This is a genomic window from Priestia sp. 3CA3 (assembly GCF_056836725.1).
In genome coordinates, this window is record NZ_JBXENJ010000007.1 from 13710 (window position 1) to 34476 (window position 20767).

The window sequence follows — 20767 nt, forward strand, 5'->3', positions numbered from 1 at the left end:
AATCATTGTATGTACCCTTTTATTTAACGATAAATTCAGTTATGAAGTCAACTAATGTTCTTTGATTAAAAAACGTAATTCATGCACGATTACGCAAATAATAAGCAAATAAAAAACGACTAAAGAGTGGTCTTCAATCGTTTTTCATTTACTTACCGGATGGTGCAATATAGTTCATTTCACCTATCTTTACATATTGTCTCGGTTTATAAGAGGCTTTTAACAGGGAAGAGTCTATTGATATAGAATTTTCAGCTTCGTTTTTAGAAGTGAGTAGCATCCTGTTTTCTTCTTTCATTTCTAAGTGATTATTCAGTACAAATCCGCTCATACATAATGCGCTAAAAATGAGAAAACTGATGGTTATTTGTTTCCTATACATTTCCATCACCTCACTCTTAGAGTGACAATTTCACCTGATTTTTATACGTCTAAAAAAATTTTTTTATGTTTTTTTTATGGATTTTGTGACGAGTTTCTATTTATTTAATAAGGTTTGAAAAATCCGCTGATACTAAGAATTAGCATGGATGCATGCATAATTAAATTATTATATAATCGGTTACAGAATTGAATATCACAAGGAGGTTTGTCTTTTGTCGTGGTTGCACTTGGTGATTTTATCGCCTTTTTTATTAGCCTTTTTTGTCCCGCTTCTGTATAGGAAATTCCAGCGTATTCATACAGGGTGGTTCGTTTTACCTCTCCCACTTGTGTTGTTCATTTATTTCACACAATATATCAGTGGTGTTTCTAAAGGGGAAACCTACCTACATTCAATGAAATGGATACCTAGTCTGGGTATTAACTTTGATGCTTATGTGGATGGACTCGGTCTTCTATTTTCTCTGTTAATCACTGGAATTGGGACACTTGTTATTCTTTACTCCATTTATTATCTTTCTAAGACAAAAGAAGCGCTGCATTCGTTTTATGTCTATTTGCTTCTTTTTATGGGGTCTATGCTAGGAGTTGTATTATCAGACAACTTAATGAGTCTTTACAGCTTTTGGGAATTAACAAGCCTTTCATCTTTTTTATTGATTGGTTATTGGTACAAACGAGAGAAATCTCAATACGGAGCCTTAAAATCTATGCTCATTACCGTATTCGGAGGACTTTCCCTATTAGCAGGAATTGTACTTTTATATGTCATGACAGGTACTTTCAGCATACGCGAAATTATCTCAAACGTAGATGTGGTTACATCAAGTCATCTATTTATTCCAGCTCTAGTCCTCATTTTATTAGGGGCCTTTACAAAATCTGCTCAGTTTCCTTTTCATATTTGGCTGCCAGATGCAATGGAAGCTCCAACCCCAGTGAGTGCATACCTTCATTCAGCTACAATGGTAAAAGCGGGAATTTATCTTTTAGCAAGACTCAGCCCTGTTTTTGCTATAAGCGCCACTTGGTTTTTTGTTATTTCAACCATAGGACTAATTACACTGTTTTGGGGCTCGTTTTCAGCAGTAAAGCAACAAGACTTGAAAGGGATTTTAGCTTTTTCAACAATTAGTCAGCTTGGGATGATTATGTCACTTATAGGAGTAGGTAGCGCAGCTATTCACTATGATTTTTTAGACGATAATATCTACTTAGTGGCTCTTACTGCAGCAGTTTTCCATTTGATTAACCACGCTACCTTCAAAGGCAGCTTGTTTATGGTAGTAGGCATTGTCGATCATGAAACAGGCACGCGTGACATTAGAAAGTTAGGCGGGTTAATGAGCTTCATGCCTGTCACATTTACCATTGCTATCATTGGGGGATTTTCAATGGCAGGTCTCCCTCCCTTTAACGGATTTTTAAGTAAAGAGATGTTTTTTACAGGCATGGTAAACGTGACAAAAATGGATATGTATAGCATGCAGACGTGGGGAATTTTGCTGCCTATCATCGCTTGGGTGGGAAGTATTTTTACGTTCGTCTATAGTATGATTCTTGTCTTTAAAACCTTTACAGGCAAATACCAGCCCGAAAAGTTGGAGAAGAAGCCGCATGAAGCACCCGTAGGCATGCTGATTTCACCGGTTATTTTAGCATCATTGGTTGTTATTTTTGGCTTTGCTCCTAATTTATTAGAATCAACTCTTATTGAGCCAACAATGGCCTCTATCGCACCTAGCCTGCTAGAGGCAGGTAAAGAATATCAAGTGCATATTAAATTTTGGCACGGCTTTACGCCAGAATTATTTATGACGCTAGGGGTCATCACATTTGGTATTTTGTTATTTATGACGCTTCAAAAGTGGTCAAAAATTTATACACGATTCCCTTCTTCTTTAACGCTTAACAACGGATATAATTATGGCATTAAAGGGATGGAAAAAGGCTCAACGCGCATCATGAAAACATTAATGACAGGATTTATTAGAGACTATCTTTTAATCATTTTTACTTTCATAGGCATTTTACTTCTCGTAACGCTCTTTTCTCAGAATGCCTTTGCGATTGATCTAAAAGATACTGCTTCTATCGGCGTTTATGAAGCCATACTAGCAGTTGTAATGGTTGCGGCTACTATTACAACTTTATTGGCAAAATCACGCCTCACAGCCATTATTTCGCTCGGAGTTGTCGGGTATACACTTTCTTTATTTTTCGTATTATTCCGCGCTCCTGACTTAGCTTTGACTCAATTAGTTATTGAGACTGTATCCGTATCACTGTTTTTACTATGTTTCTACTACTTGCCGGAGTTTCGGAAGCGAAAAGTAAGGGTGAAGTTTCAACTGCCAAATTTACTGGTTGCCCTTCTTGTAGGAACGACCGTTACATTGCTTGGCATATCAGCAAACAGTACAAAACTATTTGAATCCATTTCACATTACTTTATTGAAAACAGTTATGAAAAAGCAGGCGGCGAAAACATGGTGAACGTGATCCTTGTTGATTTCCGCGGATTTGATACATTATTTGAAATTACCGTACTTTGTATAGCAGCTCTTGCTATCTATGGCATGATTCGTCTTCGGTTAACAAAGGAGGAAGAAGAGTGAAAAAAAATGATTTGATACTACAAACAACAACGAAAGTAGTCACATTCATTATTATCATTTTTGCCATTCATCTTTTCTTTGCAGGTCATTATACACCTGGAGGAGGGTTTGTTGGGGGACTTACTACCTCAGCTGCCCTTGTATTACTACTGCTGGCTTTCGATATAAAAACCGTATCGAAAGTCATCCCATTTGATTATAAGAAGGTTGCGGCTTCCGGTCTGCTGCTAGCTATTTTAACCGGGCTGGGATCATTTATTTTCAAAGTTCCCTTTCTCACTCACACGTACAGCTACTTTAACCTTCCCCTTCTCGGGAAAACATCTTTAGCTACCGTTGTACTGTTTGATTTAGGCGTATATCTAGTAGTTGTTGGTGTTACGATGACCATTATTCAAACGATTGGAGAGAGTGAATAGTGGAAATATTAATGTCCGTAGTGGCAGGGATTCTATTCACTGCCGCTGTATATCTCATGTTATCCCGCAGTTTACTGCGAATTATTATTGGAACAGGCTTATTAAGCCACGGTGTTCACCTGTTGATTTTAACGATGGGCGGATTAAAAGGGGGGAGTGTTCCCCTTCTGGGAGAAAAGGCTTCTTCTTATACAGATCCTTTACCTCAAGCCCTCATTTTAACTGCCATTGTCATAAGCTTTGGCGTCACTTCTTTTTTCCTTGTACTAGCTTACAGGGCTTATCAAGAACTCGGAACAGACGATATGGACAAGTTAAGGGGAAATGAACATGACGAGTAATTTTGTAATCATCCCACTGCTTATCCCGTTTGTTGTAGGTGTTGTGCTCATTTTTTTCAAAGACAATATTAAACTTCAAAGGATAATCAGTGTTTTATCATTAATCACCACCACTGCTTTTGCTGCATATTTGGTACAGTTGGTTCAATCAAAAGGTGTTTTAACTCACGAGCTTGGGAACTGGAAACCTCCTTTTGGAATTATTCTAGTAGCGGACATGTTCGCTTCCCTTCTCGTGCTTACTGCTAGTATCGTAACACTATGCTGCGTTCTTTTTGCTTTTCATACAATTGGCGAAAGACGTGAACGCTTTTACTTTTATTCGTTTGTACAGTTTTTATTAGTAGGCGTATTTGGCGCTTTCTTGACAGGTGATATCTTTAACTTATTTGTCTTTTTTGAAGTCATGCTTATGTCTTCGTACGCTCTTATTGTAATTGGCGGTACAAAAGCACAGCTTCGAGAGTCTCTTAAGTATATTTTAGTCAATGTCATTTCATCTGCTTTGTTTGTAATTGCTGTTGCTTATTTGTACGCCGTAACAGGAACTCTCAACATGGCAGACCTTTCGCAGCGAATTGCAGAGGCTAATCAGCCGGGAATTTTAACAACCATTGGCATGCTTTTATTTATTGTATTTGCATTAAAAGCAGCTTTATTCCCAATGTATTTTTGGCTTCCAGGTTCGTACAGTGCGCCTCCACCCGTTATCATCGGGTTGTTTGGTGCGTTGCTCACAAAAGTAGGCGTTTATTCGATTTTCAGGACTTTCACTTTACTGTTTTACCATCATCCTGAATTCACTCATCAAATTATCGGCTACGTTGCGCTTTTGACTATCGTTGTTGGTGCAGTAGGCGCCATTGCTTATTCGGATGTGAATAAAATTTTAATTTATAATATTATTATTGCTGTCGGAGTCATTGTCTACGGTGTAACTTTAACAACAAAAGCAGGTTTTGAAGGAGCCATTTATTATTTAATTCACGACATGATTATTAAAGCAGCTCTCTTCCTTCTTGCTGGAAGCATCATTCGAATAACTGGAACAACAAAATTAAAGAAAATGGGTGGGTTAATTAAAGACTATCCGCTGCTTGGCTGGATGTTTTTTATCGCTACTATTTCGTTGGCAGGAATTCCTCCCCTAAGCGGCTTTATTGGAAAATTCCTTTTAGTTCAGGGCGGCTTAGAATCAGAGAGCTACACGTTTGTAGGAGTTTTACTCGTTTCAAGCCTGCTCGTTTTATATTCTGCCATTAAGATTTTCATGAGCTGCTTCTGGGGTGAACCTAAGCTTTCTTCTGAGCATGAAAAAGTATCCCTTAAAGGTATTCTATACCCATCCGCTATCTTACTTGCTGTTTCTGTCTTTTTAGGACTAGGTGCAGAAGCTGTTATTCCTTATGTGTCAACAGCCGCTCAAACGCTTATGGATCCTTCAATTTATATCCAATCGGTGTTAAAGGAGTAGATCTGCATGTCATTTCAACTATTATTAAACGTAATCATTGCATTCACATGGATGTTTTTGAGAGGGATTTGGACACTACCTTCCTTTATTATAGGATTTTTCTGGGGAGCGGTACTGCTGTTTGTTTTCCGCCGTTTTTTTCACAGACGTTTTTACCTGCATAAAGTATATGCGATCATTAAGCTGCTGTTTATTTTCATACGAGAATTATTCAAAGCCAATATTGCAGTGACGAAAGACGTATTGCGCCCTAAATTAAATATTCAGCCAGCCATCTTTGCAATGCCAACCCGTCTGGAGAGTGAATGGGAAATTACCATTCTTTCTCTTTTAATTACGCTAACGCCAGGCACACTGGTAATGGATGTGTCAGATGACAATTCTACTATCTATATTCATGCAATCAATACCGACGATATTGATGACATTATTACAGATATTCAGCAAACATTCGAAAAAGCTATTATGGAGGTGAGTCGTTAAATGCTCGATATTTTTCTAAACGTTTCGCTCATTCTCATTTCTGCTTCAACTATTGGGTTTGTTTACCGAGTGGTAAAAGGTCCGTCAACTGCTGACCGAGCAATGGCCCTTGATGCTATTGGAATTAACATCATTGCTATCACGGCCATCATCTCGATTATTTTTCGAACTCAGGCTTTTTTCGAAGTCATTTTACTGCTAGGCATCATAGCCTTTGTAGGTACCGTTGCTTTTTCTAAGTTTTTAGAGAAAGGAGAAGTGATTGAATATGAACGTGATCAGTGAAATCATTGTAGGAGCTTTGGTACTCATAGGGTCTCTTCTGACAGTTGTGACCATGATTGGGCTTATTCGTTTGCCTGATACGTACACAAGAAGTCATGCTGCCTCCAAAAGTGCTACCTTAGGCGTCCTGTTTATATTAGTGGGCTGCTTACTCTACTTTTGGATTGACACTGGCCATATTAGTGCACGGTTAATTTTAGCGATTGTCTTTGTGTTTATCACCTCTCCTATTGCTGGGCATTTACTAGGAAGAGCAGCTTATTACAGCGGAGTTCCTCTTTCTGATAAAACCGTTCGGGATGATTTGAAAACCAAACAGCAGAAAAAGCTTACCCATCATGAATAAAAAAAAACGCCGTGCGGTTTGCACGGCGTTTTTTATCGAGAATCTTATAAAGAAGCGCGTAGGATTGCTAGTACATCTTCTTTGTTTAATTTTTTAAATTTACCAAATTCACCTTTGGCCATTGCACGATCAGCCATAAGATCTAATTTGTCTTCGCCAATATCATAATCAGCTAAGCGAGTTGGTGCACCTAGGCTTGACCAGAATTCACGAAGCTTATCCACACCTTCAAGTGCTACTTCTTTATCTGTCTTACCTTCCGTATCTACGTTAAATACGCGTACAGCTACTTGCTTGAAGCGATCTACGTTCTCATCCATTACGTGTTTCATCCAGTTCGGGAATAAAATTGCGAGTCCACCCGCATGTGGAATATCATATACAGCTGATACCGCATGCTCAATATTATGAGTAGCCCAATCGCCTTGGTGTCCCATTTGTAACATACCGTTTAATGCGATGGTACCATTGTATAAAATCGTTTCACGTAACTCGTAGTTTTCTAAGTCGTTTAATAATTTTGGTCCCGTTTCAATAACCGTTTGTAGCACACCTTCACACATACGATCTTGAAGCGGCGTATTTGTTGCAGCATGGAAATATTGTTCAAATACGTGGCTCATCATGTCAACCATGCCATAAACTGTTTGATTTTTTGGTACAGTAAATGTATTAACCGGATCTAAAATAGAGAATTGAGGGAATGTTGCCGGACTGCCCCAGCCGTATTTTTCTTGTGTTTCCCAATTTGTAATAACAGAACCAGCATTCATTTCTGAACCTGTTGCTGCTAATGTTAGCACTGTTCCAAATGGAAGAGCTTCAGCTGCGAATACGTCGCGGTTAATGATGTCCCATACGTCGCCATCATATTTTGCGCCAGCTGCGATTGCTTTTGTACAATCGATTACGCTTCCTCCACCTACTGCAAGTAAAAATTCAATACCGTTTTCTTTACAAATATCGATTCCTTTGCGAACAGTTGTCAGACGAGGATTCGGTTCTACTCCCGCTAACTCATGTACTTCTGCATTCATGTCATTCAGTACATCCATTACTTGATCGTATAAACCGCTGCGTTTTACACTTCCTCCGCCGTATACTAATAATATCTTTTTACCAAAGCGACTTGCTTCTGTTTTTAATTGCTCTAATTGACCTTTACCAAAAATTAATTTTGTAGGATTATAAAATGTAAAATTGTTCACTATAAACTCCTCCTTACGAGCTTGATTACATGCATCATTATGAAGAACAACTTTTTGATTGTAAAGAAAATTGACTTCCTAAAGATTATTCCCTGTTGGCTAGATGCTCACCCCATCCAAATGAACGTTTATTTGTCTGTATCTTCCAAAAGCAAATATGCATATTTCCCTCTAAAAAAAGCAGGCTAATAAGTGAACTACAAAACAAGGAGGGTTCATCATGAGTGGTATTCAACGTATTGCGCTCGTATTAACGATTATTGGAGCAATTAACTGGGGACTTATTGGCTTTTTTCAATTTGATTTAGTAGCAGCAATCTTCGGCGGTCAAACATCTGCTTTCTCCCGCATTATTTATGGATTGGTTGGAATCGCAGGACTGATTAACCTAGGTCTATTATTTAAACCTTCTGCTGAAGTAGAGCGTACAGAACCTAGAACGGAACATTAAAAAAGAAGGATAGCTAAGCTATCCTTCTTTTTTTCTTATTTCTTATTTCTTAATTAGATCTTCGCGGTTTGATTGCTCAATCCACTCTTCTAATTTTTCTTTTAATGTGTTGAATCCTTGAGTAGATTCAGTATGAACTGTTGCTTGACCTTGACGCTTTTTAGCAGGTTTTTTAGGTGCAGAAGCTTCAGTTTTTTCTGGAGCTGGCTCAGTTGCACGAATAGATAAACCAATTTTACCAGTTGACTCATCAACAGATAAAACTTTAACGTTTACTTCGTCTCCTACTGATAAATGTTCGTTAATATCTTTAACGAAGCCATGTTTTACTTCTGAGATATGAACTAATCCTTGAGTTTCTTCATTTAATGCAACGAATGCACCGTATGGTTGAATTCCTGTTACTTTACCTTTTGTAACAGTACCGATTTCAAATTTTGACATATAAACACTCCTAGATACCTTATTATTTTCACCATTATAGCCAATTTAAAATTATAGCACAGTTCATAGATTGAATCAAAAAGTAGTTATACTATATTTATTATTTACCAATTTCGTCACAAATATAAACTAACACTACATTTCATCATAGCAAAAAAGATATTATATCAAACCGTCTATACGATATGACATAATATCTTATTTTTATTATAACTTATTTTCAACAAAACGGCTAATCCGTTTTATGGATTCTTCTAATGATTCCATTGAAGAGGCGTATGAACAGCGAATATGTCCCTCTCCGCCTTTTCCAAATACATTGCCTGGTACGACGGCTACTCGTTCTTCAAGCAAAAGCTGCTCAGCGAATTCTTCCGATGACAATCCCGTTTTCTTGATAGACGGGAATACATAAAACGCTCCTCCGGGAGAATGGCATTCCAGACCAATTTGATTTAATGACTTCACCATATAGTTCCGTCTTCTGCGATAGCTTTTTCTCATCTCTTCTACGTCATGCTGCCCGTTTTGTAGTGCTTCAATTGCTCCATACTGGGCCATGGTAGGCGCGCACATCATTGTATACTGATGAATTTTCAGCATTGCTTTAGCAATCTCAGTTGGTGCACATATGTACCCAAGACGCCATCCAGTCATAGCAAACCCTTTAGAAAAGCCTGAAATAATAATAGTTCGTTCTTTCATTCCTTCTAAAGAAGCAATAGATGTAAATTCTTCATCATATGTTAATTCTGCATATATTTCATCCGTGATAACAAGCAAGTCATGCTTGATTACAATATCCGCAATAGCCTTCAACTCTTCTTTAGATAGCGAACTTCCTGTTGGATTATTAGGAGAACATAAAAGAAGGGCTTTCGTGTTACTTGTAATGACTTCTTCAATCTGTCTAGGCTGTAGTTTAAACTCTGTTTCCGCCGTTGTTTCAATTGCCACAGGAACTCCTCCTGCTAGCGAAATTAACGGGCTGTAAGACACAAAGTTTGGCTCCACGACAATAATCTCATCTTCAGGGTTAATCAAAGCTCGCATTGTAATGTCTAAAGCCTGACTTCCTCCAACGGTCACAATAATATCATCTTTATAATCATACGAGACGTTAAAATTTCTTTTCATATACTTCATAATTTCAAAGCGGAGCTCTAAAAGCCCCGCATTTGCTGTATAAGAGGTATATCCTCTTTCCAACGATAAAATACTCGCTTCTCGAACAGCCCAAGATGTGACAAAATCAGGTTCACCTACTCCAAGAGAGATGACGTTATCCATACTTGCTGCTAAATCAAAAAAGCGGCGAATACCTGAAGGTTTCAGCTGTTGTACAGTTGTTGACAAGCGCTCTTTCATTACGGAGACACCACGATTCTGCGATCTTCATCGCCTTGGTCGTAGATGGTACCATCGTGCTTGTATTTTTTCATAATAAAGTGAGTCGTTGTAGATAAAACAGAGTCTAGCGTAGAAAGCTTTTCAGAAACGAAAAATGCTACTTCAGACATTGATTTTTCTTCAATAATAACAGACAAATCATATGCTCCTGACATTAGGTACACGGATTTTACTTCTTGAAAACGATAGATGCGCTCCGCAATCTCGTCAAAGCCTACTCCTCGCTTTGGTGCAACTTTTACATCTATCATAGCTGTGACGCCCTCATGTCCATCTACTCGTCTCCAGTTAATATCAGCTGAATATTGCACAATTACTTTTTCTCTCTCTAACTTTTTAACAATATTAGAGGTTTCTTCAAACGTTAAATCCACCATTTTTGAAATACTATCTATTGAAATACGGCTATTTTTTTCTAGAATTTCTAAAATTTCTAACTCTTTTTCTTCTAAGAACACCGCGTTCCCCTCCTACACCGATTAAATTTTTTCACTTTTTCCATTATATCAAATTTAAACACATCTTTAATGTGAAATCTATACCGGTAATTGAGTTTCATTTTATAGATTGCTGGAAATTAGGACAGACTAGAAAGAAAAAGATGGAGTGAAACAAATTGACTGACTCTAAAATTACTTGCCACCAGCGTACTTTTAATGGCGTCAATGTTTACTACGAATGCCATAACTATCACCCTGATAAACCAGCTATTGTATTTATTCACGGCTTTTTATCATCCAGTTTTAGCTTTCGGCGTTTAATTCCTTTATTTGAAGATACGTTTTCTATCATTACGCTGGACCTTCCGCCATTTGGGCGAAGTGAAAAATCGTTAACCTTTCAATACTCGTATAAAAACTTAGCCAAAATTGTCATCGAGTTGATTGAATACTTAAAATTGAAAGATGTTGTACTATCGGGACACTCAATGGGAGGACAGGTTTGTTTAAACGTAGCAAAATTAAAGCCTTCTTGTGTATCAAAACTCGTTCTTCTGTGCAGCTCAGCTTATTTAGGCCCTTCACATTATGGGTTGGTCATGTCTTCTTATGTTCCCTTCTTTTATCTGTGGGTAAAAACGTGGCTGTCTCGCAAAGGTGTATTAGGTAACTTGCAAAATGTCGTATTTGATCATCAGTTAATCGACGAAGAAATGATTGATGGCTATACTGAACCCTTTTTGGATGACCGTACGTTTATGGCTTTGACAAGAATGATTCGTGATCGAGAAGGAGACCTCTCCTCAAAGGATTTGCAGCACATAAAAAAACCAAGTTTACTCATTTGGGGAGAAGAAGACCGAGTTGTCCCTTTACATCTCGGACGTAAATTAAAAGATGATTTGACAGACTCTACCTTTATCTCGTTAAAGGAAATTGGACATCTTTTACCAGAAGAGTGTCCCGACATTGTGCAGTCTCATATGGTCGATTTCTTGTACAGTGAAAAAGCCCTGTCTCAATAATGACGGAGCTAGTTCATATATTTCACACGAGGCGCTAACTTTAATAAAAAATTTATTAGTGGTGCTTCAGCCAATTTTCCCACTTTCTTTATTGACTTCACAAGTTAACTTCGTTGACAAACGTATTAAAAATAAGCAAACTATTATATTAAAAAAGGGGGTACTTTTATTGTCTACTTTTTCTTTTGATCAATTAATTAATCGTACAGGTACGCAGTCCGTAAAGTGGGACAAAACGGATCTCGTTTTTGGAGCAAAAGATGTTCTGCCTTTTTGGGTAGCTGATATGGATTTCCAAGCGCCGCCTAATGTTCTTCAAACCATTAATGAGCGTGTCAAACACGGTATTTTCGGCTACACTTCCCCTACTGAATCTACGGCAAATGCTTTATCATCTTGGGTAAAAAACAAGCATCAGTGGACCATTGATCATGAATGGATTACATACAGTCCAGGAGTTGTATTTGCCCTGAGTATGGCTATTCAAGCATTTACGGAACCTGGAGATTCAATTTTAATTCAACCGCCAGTTTATACTCCGTTTTTCAACATGATAGAGGTAAATGATCGAGAAGTTGTTGAAAATCCGTTAAAACTTGCGGGCGATAAATACGAAATTGATTTTGCAGATTTAGAGAAAAAATTTGCAGAAGGCGTAAAATTAATGATTCTTTGCAGTCCTCATAATCCAGTAGGACGCGTGTGGACAAAAGAAGAACTGAAGAAGCTTGCCGATCTTTGTCAAAAATACAATGTATTAATTGTTTCAGATGAAATTCATTCTGATCTAATTTACCATCCTTATAAACACATTCCCATCAGCATGGTGAGTGAAGATGCAGCCAATCGAACCATTACGTGTATGGCCCCTAGCAAAACATTCAATATACCAGGACTTCAAGCTTCAGCTATTATTATTCCAAATGAGAAGCTGCGCACACAGTATGTTCAGCAGCAGCAAAAACAAGGTTTCTCTAATTTAAATACATTTGGAATCATTGGTTTAGAAGCAGCTTACAGCGAAGGTGGCGAATGGCTAGAAGCACTGCTTGTGTATCTGAAGAAAAATGTAGATCTCGTGACAGGGTTTATAAGTGAACACTTACCTGAACTGCGAGTCATTCAGCCGGAAGGAACTTATCTACTATGGATTGACTGCAACAAGCTGCACTTATCAGAAGAAGAATTACATGAACGTTTATTAGAAAAAGGCAAAATCGCCGTAGAAAAAGGCGAAAAATACAGTTCCACATATGGAAAAGGTTTTATTCGCTTGAACATTGGCTGTTCACATGAACAACTTCAAGAAGGATTAAATCGCTTAAAAATAGCTTTAACGTAAAAAACAGCGTTCTTTCTCACGAAAGAACGCTGTTTTTAATGTTTTTTTGAAATAACTCCGCACGCGATTCGCTTGCCAGAATTACCTGATGGCTCTGTCATTCCATCATCACCTTGTTCAGTAATGACAAGAGAGGAACCATCCATACGCTTAACGAGAGACGTCTTTCCTTCTTTTAACGTGACTTGAGGAACCATATCCGTTCCTTTATACGTCTGATCGTCTTCTACCACAATATTTTTCATATCGCCTAAATGTGGTCCTTTTGGATTTAACAGTCCGTGTTTCTTTTTATCAGGATCAAGGTGATTTCCTGCACTTTTAAAGTTAGGAGCTTTGCAAATCCCCATTTCATGAATATGTACGCCGTGTTCGCCAGGTGGAAGTCCGCTTAAATCGTACGTAAACTCAATTCCATCAGCCTGCTCTTTCAATTTGACTGTACCGATGCTATCTCCATCTGCGTTATAGACTTTGACTTCTTTATTGGATATTTCTTTTTCCATACACCCCGTTAACAAGAAAAAAGGCACGGTTCCAATGAGTAGTAGTTTTTTCATGTTGCCCTCCAATCGCATACGCACTAGCGAAAGTTTTAGATGTCTTTCCATAGATTGTCCAGCAACATATCATTTTAAACGCTTACATTTTATTTGCATTTCATTAGAGTGACTTCTTATTTTCTTGTTCTTTCAACTTTGCTTCTAATTCCTTCGTTTTTTCTTCTTCTTTTTTAGACACCTTGATGATGAACCGCCAGACTGCAACTGCTGCTAGTACAAAAATCGCCATTGTAGCAAAAGCAGGAATATATTCTGTTTTATCTTCCGGAAAATAAAGCAAAAACATTAAATACATCATGTACAACATCCTTTCATAGAAACGGTAGTAGGTTTTGATTTATACTGTTTATAACAAACACTTTACTTAAAGGAGATCTGGCAATATGACATTTACAATTGGTCAAACCGTTACAGCACTTTATAAAACCGGGAAATACATCGGTGAAATTACACAAGTTCGAGATCTGCATTATGTTGTACGAATTCAAGCTGTGTTGAAGCATCCAGAACAAGGTGACTTACATAATCCTGGACAAGTGGACGTACCTTTTTTTCACGAGCGAAAAGCACTTGCGTTTCGAGAGCAGGCCAACATTCCTCAAAAAATGGTTCATCTCTATGAAGACAGCGTTCCTGATTATAAGCATTCACTAAAAAAAGCCCTTGAATTAAAGATAGCTGAACAACAAGCCAAAGATAGCGCTTTTGCTCAAGCAAGTATTGACTGTTTAGAAGAGTTAAAAAAAGAGTACGGTATTCATTAAGCAAAAAGCCAAATTCACATAGAAGTGATTTGGCTTTTATAATGCAAATTTATTTAATACTTTTGAAAAATCGATTCGATCTCCTATGGTCGTTGGCTCCGGCTTTTGAAGGTACCGCTTATCTTTTTCTACAAGCTTAAAGATGTTGAGTGTCGTCATCGCATCATCAAGCGCGCAGTGGTGCTTTCCAGTTCCTTCTTTACCATACTCTTGCACAGCTTTCCAAAGGCCGGTTTGATTTTGATCTCCAAAAAAGCGCTTATACTCCATTGAAAGATCAATTTCTTTACCTGTAAAAGGAAACGGCACCTTATTTTTTTGACAGCACTGCCTTAATACTTTCATATCCATGTTTCCCCATGTAATAATCGTGCTGTTTTTATACATGCCCAGTCGCTGTACAAGCTGCTCTAGCGTAATTCCTTCATTTACTTGATTTTGTTCGATATGGAGAAATGATTTACAGCGCTCAGTTAATTTTGTAAAGTGTGTAGGCTGTACGTAAGAGGAGAAACGATCAATGATTTCTTGATTTTTAACAAACACCAAACCAACTTCAATGATTTCCGGAAAAAAGCCTTTTGGAAAACCTTTATACTCTGGCATTGTAAATTCAAAATCAATGAATAAATACTGAGAGTTCTTATCCAATATTATCACCCCTTTGTAAAATAAACCGCCCTACTATATTAATGCTATTATAGCACGATTGAACAATCGGAAGGTCTATTTTCTGTTCTTATTTTTAATATTATGAATATTCTAGTTGCTGAATAAAAAGAATACTTTACTACTACTATATTCTAGAGCATGTCTCTATGCGCAGGGTAACTGTCACGAATAGACATAATTTCGCTTCTTTTTTTTACCTATTTTTTCACTTTTTTATGTATCCGCTCTTCCAAATTCTCTTTAAGCTCTCACATCAGTGTGTGAGGTGCTCCTCCTGACTTCAAAAGCATACCTCACACCTTTTAGACTAAGCCTTTCTTATATTTAAGCTTTAGGCAGAATAGCAAGCGTGCACCGGGATATACAGATTAAATTCTCTTCTTCATCTTGAATTTTCACTTCCCAAACCGCTGTTTTTTTTCCTTTATGTAAAGGAACGCCTATAGCTGTAACTGTTCCATCTTTTTTCCCTTTGATATGATTAGCATTAATCTCTAGACCCACGCAGATTTCTTTTTCAATATCTACACTTTTAATAGCACCTAGACTAGCCACAGTTTCGGCTAACGCCACCGATGCTCCTCCGTGCAAAAGCCCGAATGGCTGACGCGTTCGCTCATCAACAGGCATCGTCGCTTCCACTCTTTGTTCACTTGCGCTAATAATCTCAATTCCTAATGCTTCTAACAGCGTATCTTTTGTTTTCATATACATACCTCCCTTTGTATCTAGTATACAATAACGGTTTTGCTACAACATATACGAACCCTCTACATATACATAATAAAAATCCGTTTTTTAGGAGGATTCTTATATGAAACCATTTGCTCCCTTGTCTTACTACTGGCCATCGTACTACATGCCTCACCCTTATACATACAGGGTACCTAGCTTACCTGAGGCGGACATAGCGACTTTCCAGCAATCTCTTAAAGTGATTCCCTCTACCATGCAAAGCGCTACCATATTTATTCAAAGAGCTAACGCTTCGCCAGCTTTAATAAAAAAAATAAAAGCTGCTGCTCAAGAATCTAAAATGAGTGAAGTAAAAAGACTCATTCTTTCAACAGGCGTTAAGGCCAAAATTGATGTTTTTTATACGCCAGACTATATTAAAATTACGTTTATTCATCCCGATAACCAATTTGACTGCTGTCACGTTTCGTTAAATATTAAATGGTAAAACACAAGGAAAAAAGTCTTATTTTCTTTTGAAAAAGATGTACATGTTGTTTTGTTTCGAATATTATAATATATGCCGTTTTTGGATGTAAAAACAAATTACACGATAATTGTATTTAGGAAATAAATATGATATTGTATTTGGAAATATATTTTTTCTTTAGGAGGGATGACATGATGAGACATGTTACGCTAGTAGAAATTTTCACGCATCCTATCGCTCAAAAATATTTAACACGATCTGGCGTTGCGCATGCTGTATCGGTCGCCTATCATGCGTTTCGTCTATCTGTACAGCATAATGTAAACCCTGATTTAGCTACAAAAGCAGCGCTGCTTCATGATATTGGCCACTACGAATGGTACACAAATGGTCAGTGGGATTATGAGAAGTATCGTCAAAATGATATTCACGCTATTAAAGGTGCTGAACGTGCACATAAATTACTCATTCGTTTAGGCGAGGAACCTCAGGCGGCAAAAGAAATTGCCTTAGCTATTTTACTACACACAGACTCCTATTTGCCTGAAGGAACCATTCAGCAACGCCCTCTTCAAAAAGTAGTCAAACTAGCTGATGAAGCTGATGAAGAGCCAGGCGGCAAACATCATTACCGTGAAATGGAATACAATTTGGCTGTAAAGAAAATTAAGGAGCTTGATAAGAAAGTGCTTGAACTTCTACATTCCAACCAATTTAAACAGTTAGGCTGACAGGATTAACTCCTTTCATAAGAGTTAATCCTTTTTATTATTTCTCCTCATAATTCCCTGCAAATTACTCATACTACTTATTGATTCTCATTTTTGGTTAGTTAGGAGGAAGAAGAATGTCTAAAAACGCTAGAGGTTACGTGCAGGATTCTTGTACGTCATTAAATCAGGCAAAAGCAAGCCTTGAACAAGCTCTTCAAACAGTAGAGAAAGATTCAAATCGCGAACATATTGAACAATCTCTTCAGGCTGTAGAGCAAGCATTAGGAGCTTGTGACAGCACTGCTTCTACTCTTTCTCAAGCATGAAAAAAAGCAGCCGGTTTTGATTGGCTGCTTTTTTTCATTAGAGACCCTCTATTTACAAGATAACTGAGGCAACCCACCCAAAAATAATGAGTGGAATGTTATAGTGAAGAAAAGTTGGTACACACGTATCCCAGATATGATCATGTTGACGATCGACTGCTAGTCCAGATGTTGGTCCAAGCGTACTGTCTGAAGCTGGTGAACCAGCGTCTCCAAGCGCTCCCGCTGTACCAACAATACAAATCGTTGCCATTGGACTCATACCAAGTTCTAAGCAAAGAGGAACAAAAATCGTCGCGATAATTGGAATGGTAGAGAAAGAAGAACCAATGCCCATTGTGACTAAAAGCCCGATGACAAGCATAAGAAATGCACCCAGCATTTGGTTTCCGCCAATAAGAGCAACAGAGCCTTTTACAAGTGCTTCTACATCTCCAGTTTCTTGAAGAACTTTTGCAAAACCAGAGGCTGACAGCATAACAAATCCGATGAAAGCCATCATTCTCATTCCGTTCGTTAATACTGGATCTGCTTCATTCCACTTCAAAGCCCCGCTGAAATAAACGACCACAATTCCTGCAAGCGCTCCGAAAATCATAGAATCTACTAAGAGCTGCACAGTTAAAGCCGCTACAATCGCAAGTAACGCTACTATAATCCCTCTTGTTGTGTAACCTGTACGCTCCTCTGCGCCTTGATCAATGTCAATGTCTTTATAACTGCGCGGCTTACGGTACGAAATAAACACAGCAAACAATAAGCCCGCTACCATTCCTAAAGCTGGAAGAGCCATCGCCGTGGTAATATCTCCTTTATCAATCGTTAATCCACTTTCTTTGATGTTAGTAAATAAAATGTCGTGATAAATCTTACCGAATCCTGCCGGCAAATACATATAAGGTGTAACCAATCCAAATGTAATAACTGTTGCGACTAATCGGCGATCTATTTTCAACTGATTAAATACTTTTAATAGCGGTGGAATTAAAAGCGGAATAAATGCAATGTGAACCGGAATAACATTTTGAGAAAAACACGAAATAATAAGGATGATCAATAAAATTAGTACTTTTGACAGTGACTTCTTTTTCGTTTCTCCTTCTTTTCCTACTATTTTCAACGCTAGCTGAACAACGGCATCAGGCAGCCCTGTCCGCGAAACAGCCATTGCAAATCCTCCAAGCAAAGCATAGCTTAATGCAACAGAAGCACTGTTTCCAAGACCATCTGTGTATATACTTACTGTATCTGTGAGGCTGATACCGCCAACAAGTCCTCCAATTAGCGCTCCGACCGCTAAAGAAAAGACAACGTTGATACGCAATAAGCTCAAAATCAGCATCACGAGCACAGCTATTAATACTGCATTCATTTTGAAACCTCCATTTTTCTTTTTACTTTATCTCATTAAAACATTAGAGAGATAAACAACATGTTCATTATATTAGGTATAGAAAAAAAGTCAATCATCTTACTAAATAAACGTTTGTTTAACTTCTCTACATCCTTAACAATATAAGGATTTTTTTAAACATTTTTTTCTTCCTAAAAAGAAAAAAATGTTATGTAAACATATTAAAAAAGAAGCATCTTCGATGCTTCTTTTTACGTTTCTTTCTATCACTGCTATGTTCTTTTTATTAATTGGCTTCAAATGAACAAACCATCGCAGCTAGTGTTCGCACCATCACGCCTGTTGCACCTGAAGGTCCTAACTCATGAGAAGCAGCGGATGTTGCAGTTCCAGCAATATCCAAGTGAACCCATGGTGTTTGCTCTGCAAACTCACCAATAAAGGTTCCTGCCATAATTGCGTGTCCCTCCCGTCCAGGAGAGTTATTTAAATCTGCTACTTTACTTCCCCGAACACGCTTTTTGTCTCGTTCTGTAATAGGCAGCTCCCAAATCGGTTCGCCTGTCTCAATGCTCGCTTTCGCTATTTGCTGCAATAAAGCAGAATCATTCGTCATTGCCCCAGTTGTGTGTGTACCAAGAGCTACAATTACACCACCCGTTAATGTCGCCACGTCTACTAAATAATTTGCTCCATGATGCTTGGCATATGAAATACCATCAGCTAGTGCTAAACGCCCTTCAGCATCTGTGTTCAGCACTTCTATTGTCTTTCCATTCATTGCTGTAATAACATCATCTGGTTTAAAGGCACGCGCGCTAATAACGTTGTCAGTTGATGGAATGACCGCTACTACGTTTTGATGAGGTTTTAATTCTCCAATCGCTTCCATTGCACCAAGAACAGATGCAGCGCCACCCATATCTGTTTTCATGCCTACAATCCCGTCTTTAGATTTGATAGAGTAACCACCTGTGTCAAAGGTAATTCCTTTTCCTACCAACCCAATAACGTCTTCCCATTTTTCTTTACCTTGATATTTCAGCACAATCATTTTAGGAGGCTCTGCGGAACCTTGATTGACTGCGAGCAACGCGCCCATTCCTAGCGTTTCCATCTCTTCTTTTTCTAAAATTTCATATTCAAAACCATATGTATGTGCCATTTCTACTGCATAATTAGCTAAATCTGTAGCCGTTAGCATATTGCTTGGTAAGTTAACGAGGGTGCGGGCTGAGTTTGTTGCTTTCCCGTACGTATATCCAACCAACGCAGATTGTAAAACGTCTTTATAACAAGAAAACAGTTCAATTTTCTCAAGCTGCTTGTCAGGCTCATTTGATTTCTTTTTGTAGTTTTCAAACTCATACATAGCAAGCTGTTGAGCTTCTCCTAGTAAAGCTGCAGTTTCTTGCTCTGACCACTCTCCTGTATCAAATGTAGGAAGGACGACCGATGCGTTTGAAATTTTTGCTTCTTTTAACTTTTTAAATAAAAGGCCAAAGCTTTCTTTGAGCCCATTTTTAGTTAACGCTTGCTTTCGTCCGAGCCCTACAAAATAAAGACGTTTTGCTCCTAATTTTCCTAGTGTATGAATCGTTGATATACGCTTTTCCTGTACGCGAATATCTCCTTCCTTAATCAAATGAATGAGCTGTCCACCTAAAGCATCATCAATTTCTTTTAGAAAGCCTTCAAACTGTTGGTTTTGATTAAATAACCCGATTACGAGCGATTCTGTTTGATGATCAACACCATATGTTTCTACGTGCGAAAACATAAAATTCCTCCCTTTTACGTATAGATATTTTATTTTTATTTATCATCTGCTTTGTTTAATCTATTCAGCAAGTGGAATATATATCATATTCACCACTGTTTTCATCTATATACATATGATAGCAGAAATACAATTTTTAATCACAGTTCAAAAACCTTAGTTTCACACATATACTTTCATCTACCACTGTTTTCATCATACGGATTTATCTTTTTAGACATTTTAAGTTGAGGGAGGACATCTCAATGGAGTTATTCTCAAATTTTCCACTTTGGAGTTCATTAATCGCTATTTTCTTTGCTCAATTTATTAAGATTCCCCTTTCTTTTGTAGCTACTAAAAAAATAGACGGCAGCTTATTTTTTAGTACGGGGGGCATGCCAAGCTCTCACTCCGCAGCCGTAACTTCCTTAGCAACTGCCATTGGGCTAGCAGAAGGTCTTAAATCCCCTATTTTTGCTCTATCCGCTATTTTTGCCATCATTGTCATGTTTGATGCTAAAGGAGTAAGAAGACACGCAGGAGAGCAAGCAACAGTTTTAAATCGTTTGGTTGAAGACTTTCAGCGCGCAGTAAAAGAGGCAAAGCTGTGGACGACCAATGAAGAGGACGAAAAACAAGTGAAGCTAAAAGAACTGCTTGGACATAAGCCTATTGAAGTTTTCTTTGGAGCCTTAACAGGAATAGCAGTTGCTTTTGTAACGTATTATGTATGGCCATAAAACATAAGAAAACACATGAAGAATGCTTCATGTGTTTA

Annotated in this window: 25 protein-coding genes; 15 read left to right on the top strand and 10 right to left on the bottom strand. The window is 38.0% G+C overall.

The window, feature by feature from the left end:
- The first annotated feature begins 596 nt into the window (after positions 1-596).
- Genes AC1VNJ_RS18525 through mnhG form a run of 7 tightly spaced genes read left to right on the top strand, consistent with a single transcriptional unit; the run spans position 597 to position 6350 of the window.
- Entirely contained in the window at positions 597-3002 is a 2406-nt protein-coding gene (locus tag AC1VNJ_RS18525; RefSeq protein ID WP_182028580.1) for a Na+/H+ antiporter subunit A, read from the top strand.
- Positions 2999-3421 carry a Na(+)/H(+) antiporter subunit B gene (locus AC1VNJ_RS18530; RefSeq protein ID WP_013085301.1) on the top strand — a complete coding sequence of 141 codons (423 nt, stop codon included), beginning with the start codon at positions 2999-3001 and terminating at the stop codon, positions 3419-3421. The genes AC1VNJ_RS18525 and AC1VNJ_RS18530 overlap by 4 nt, the downstream gene beginning before the upstream one ends.
- Positions 3421-3762: a Na(+)/H(+) antiporter subunit C gene (locus AC1VNJ_RS18535; RefSeq protein WP_033580470.1), complete on the top strand. Its 342-nt coding sequence runs from the start codon at positions 3421-3423 to the stop codon at positions 3760-3762. Before AC1VNJ_RS18530 ends, AC1VNJ_RS18535 begins: the two co-directional genes overlap by 1 nt.
- Entirely contained in the window at positions 3752-5236 is a 1485-nt protein-coding gene (locus AC1VNJ_RS18540) for a Na+/H+ antiporter subunit D (RefSeq protein ID WP_115655021.1), read from the top strand. The genes AC1VNJ_RS18535 and AC1VNJ_RS18540 overlap by 11 nt, the downstream gene beginning before the upstream one ends.
- A gap of 6 nt (positions 5237-5242) precedes the next feature.
- Positions 5243-5719 (top strand): Na+/H+ antiporter subunit E, encoded by a 477-nt coding sequence (locus AC1VNJ_RS18545; RefSeq protein WP_013059594.1) that lies wholly within the window; start codon positions 5243-5245, stop codon positions 5717-5719.
- Complete coding sequence (locus AC1VNJ_RS18550; protein WP_013059595.1) at positions 5720-6004, top strand: Na(+)/H(+) antiporter subunit F1; 285 nt, start codon at positions 5720-5722, stop codon at positions 6002-6004.
- Entirely contained in the window at positions 5988-6350 is a 363-nt protein-coding gene (gene mnhG, locus AC1VNJ_RS18555; protein WP_013085304.1) for a monovalent cation/H(+) antiporter subunit G, read from the top strand. The genes AC1VNJ_RS18550 and mnhG overlap by 17 nt, the downstream gene beginning before the upstream one ends.
- Positions 6351-6394: 44 nt before the next feature.
- Here the strand turns inward: mnhG and AC1VNJ_RS18560 are convergent, their stop codons facing one another.
- Entirely contained in the window at positions 6395-7558 is a 1164-nt protein-coding gene (locus AC1VNJ_RS18560; protein WP_013085305.1) for an iron-containing alcohol dehydrogenase, read from the bottom strand.
- A gap of 220 nt (positions 7559-7778) precedes the next feature.
- Here AC1VNJ_RS18560 and AC1VNJ_RS18565 point away from each other — a divergent pair, with 220 nt between their 5' ends.
- A complete protein-coding gene (locus AC1VNJ_RS18565) occupies positions 7779-8009 on the top strand; it encodes a DUF378 domain-containing protein (RefSeq protein ID WP_013059598.1) in 231 nt (76 codons plus the stop codon).
- A 42-nt stretch (positions 8010-8051) separates the two neighbouring features.
- Here the strand turns inward: AC1VNJ_RS18565 and yugI are convergent, their stop codons facing one another.
- The 3 genes from yugI to AC1VNJ_RS18580 all read right to left on the bottom strand — a co-directional run bounded on the left by yugI (position 8052) and on the right by AC1VNJ_RS18580 (position 10321).
- Entirely contained in the window at positions 8052-8453 is a 402-nt protein-coding gene (gene yugI / locus AC1VNJ_RS18570; protein ID WP_013059599.1) for a S1 domain-containing post-transcriptional regulator GSP13, read from the bottom strand.
- 207 nt (positions 8454-8660) lie between these two features.
- Positions 8661-9821 (bottom strand): aminotransferase, encoded by a 1161-nt coding sequence (locus AC1VNJ_RS18575; protein ID WP_482641172.1) that lies wholly within the window; start codon positions 9819-9821, stop codon positions 8661-8663.
- A complete protein-coding gene (locus AC1VNJ_RS18580; protein ID WP_013059601.1) occupies positions 9821-10321 on the bottom strand; it encodes an Lrp/AsnC family transcriptional regulator in 501 nt (166 codons plus the stop codon). The genes AC1VNJ_RS18575 and AC1VNJ_RS18580 overlap by 1 nt, the downstream gene beginning before the upstream one ends.
- Positions 10322-10479: 158 nt before the next feature.
- Between AC1VNJ_RS18580 and AC1VNJ_RS18585 the strand changes: the two genes are divergently transcribed.
- Both AC1VNJ_RS18585 and AC1VNJ_RS18590 read left to right on the top strand, forming a co-directional pair.
- Positions 10480-11328: an alpha/beta fold hydrolase gene (locus tag AC1VNJ_RS18585; protein WP_033580468.1), complete on the top strand. Its 849-nt coding sequence runs from the start codon at positions 10480-10482 to the stop codon at positions 11326-11328.
- A gap of 169 nt (positions 11329-11497) precedes the next feature.
- Positions 11498-12670, top strand: a complete 1173-nt coding sequence (locus AC1VNJ_RS18590) for a MalY/PatB family protein (protein ID WP_033580467.1) — start codon at positions 11498-11500, stop codon at positions 12668-12670.
- A 35-nt stretch (positions 12671-12705) separates the two neighbouring features.
- Here the strand turns inward: AC1VNJ_RS18590 and AC1VNJ_RS18595 are convergent, their stop codons facing one another.
- Together AC1VNJ_RS18595 and AC1VNJ_RS18600 are read right to left on the bottom strand one after the other, a co-directional pair.
- The gene (locus AC1VNJ_RS18595) at positions 12706-13230 is read right to left on the bottom strand and encodes a superoxide dismutase family protein (RefSeq protein WP_033580466.1); all 525 of its coding nucleotides are present in this window, start codon (positions 13228-13230) and stop codon (positions 12706-12708) included.
- A 103-nt stretch (positions 13231-13333) separates the two neighbouring features.
- A complete protein-coding gene (locus AC1VNJ_RS18600; protein ID WP_033580465.1) occupies positions 13334-13531 on the bottom strand; it encodes a hypothetical protein in 198 nt (65 codons plus the stop codon).
- Positions 13532-13616: 85 nt separating this feature from the next.
- Here AC1VNJ_RS18600 and kapB point away from each other — a divergent pair, with 85 nt between their 5' ends.
- Positions 13617-13997 carry a kinase-associated lipoprotein KapB gene (gene kapB, locus AC1VNJ_RS18605; protein ID WP_033580464.1) on the top strand — a complete coding sequence of 127 codons (381 nt, stop codon included), beginning with the start codon at positions 13617-13619 and terminating at the stop codon, positions 13995-13997.
- 36 nt (positions 13998-14033) lie between these two features.
- Here kapB and kapD read toward each other — a convergent pair whose 3' ends face one another.
- Complete coding sequence (kapD, locus tag AC1VNJ_RS18610; RefSeq protein WP_013085312.1) at positions 14034-14648, bottom strand: 3'-5' exonuclease KapD; 615 nt, start codon at positions 14646-14648, stop codon at positions 14034-14036.
- Positions 14649-14993: 345 nt separating this feature from the next.
- Positions 14994-15377 (bottom strand): hotdog fold thioesterase, encoded by a 384-nt coding sequence (locus tag AC1VNJ_RS18615; protein ID WP_033580463.1) that lies wholly within the window; start codon positions 15375-15377, stop codon positions 14994-14996.
- 106 nt (positions 15378-15483) lie between these two features.
- Here AC1VNJ_RS18615 and AC1VNJ_RS18620 point away from each other — a divergent pair, with 106 nt between their 5' ends.
- The 3 genes from AC1VNJ_RS18620 to AC1VNJ_RS18630 all read left to right on the top strand — a co-directional run bounded on the left by AC1VNJ_RS18620 (position 15484) and on the right by AC1VNJ_RS18630 (position 16873).
- Positions 15484-15852, top strand: a complete 369-nt coding sequence (locus AC1VNJ_RS18620) for a YuzC family spore coat inner layer protein (protein WP_033580462.1) — start codon at positions 15484-15486, stop codon at positions 15850-15852.
- Positions 15853-16028: 176 nt separating this feature from the next.
- Positions 16029-16565 (top strand): HD domain-containing protein, encoded by a 537-nt coding sequence (locus AC1VNJ_RS18625; RefSeq protein WP_013059610.1) that lies wholly within the window; start codon positions 16029-16031, stop codon positions 16563-16565.
- Between the two features lie 116 nt (positions 16566-16681).
- The gene (locus AC1VNJ_RS18630) at positions 16682-16873 is read left to right on the top strand and encodes a hypothetical protein (RefSeq protein ID WP_033580461.1); all 192 of its coding nucleotides are present in this window, start codon (positions 16682-16684) and stop codon (positions 16871-16873) included.
- A 52-nt stretch (positions 16874-16925) separates the two neighbouring features.
- Here AC1VNJ_RS18630 and AC1VNJ_RS18635 read toward each other — a convergent pair whose 3' ends face one another.
- Both AC1VNJ_RS18635 and AC1VNJ_RS18640 read right to left on the bottom strand, forming a co-directional pair.
- Complete coding sequence (locus AC1VNJ_RS18635) at positions 16926-18245, bottom strand: Na+/H+ antiporter family protein (RefSeq protein WP_033580460.1); 1320 nt, start codon at positions 18243-18245, stop codon at positions 16926-16928.
- Positions 18246-18513: 268 nt separating this feature from the next.
- A complete protein-coding gene (locus AC1VNJ_RS18640) occupies positions 18514-20007 on the bottom strand; it encodes a leucyl aminopeptidase (protein WP_098627020.1) in 1494 nt (497 codons plus the stop codon).
- Positions 20008-20252: 245 nt separating this feature from the next.
- Between AC1VNJ_RS18640 and AC1VNJ_RS18645 the strand changes: the two genes are divergently transcribed.
- The gene (locus AC1VNJ_RS18645; RefSeq protein WP_013085319.1) at positions 20253-20729 is read left to right on the top strand and encodes a divergent PAP2 family protein; all 477 of its coding nucleotides are present in this window, start codon (positions 20253-20255) and stop codon (positions 20727-20729) included.
- Positions 20730-20767 lie beyond the last annotated feature (38 nt).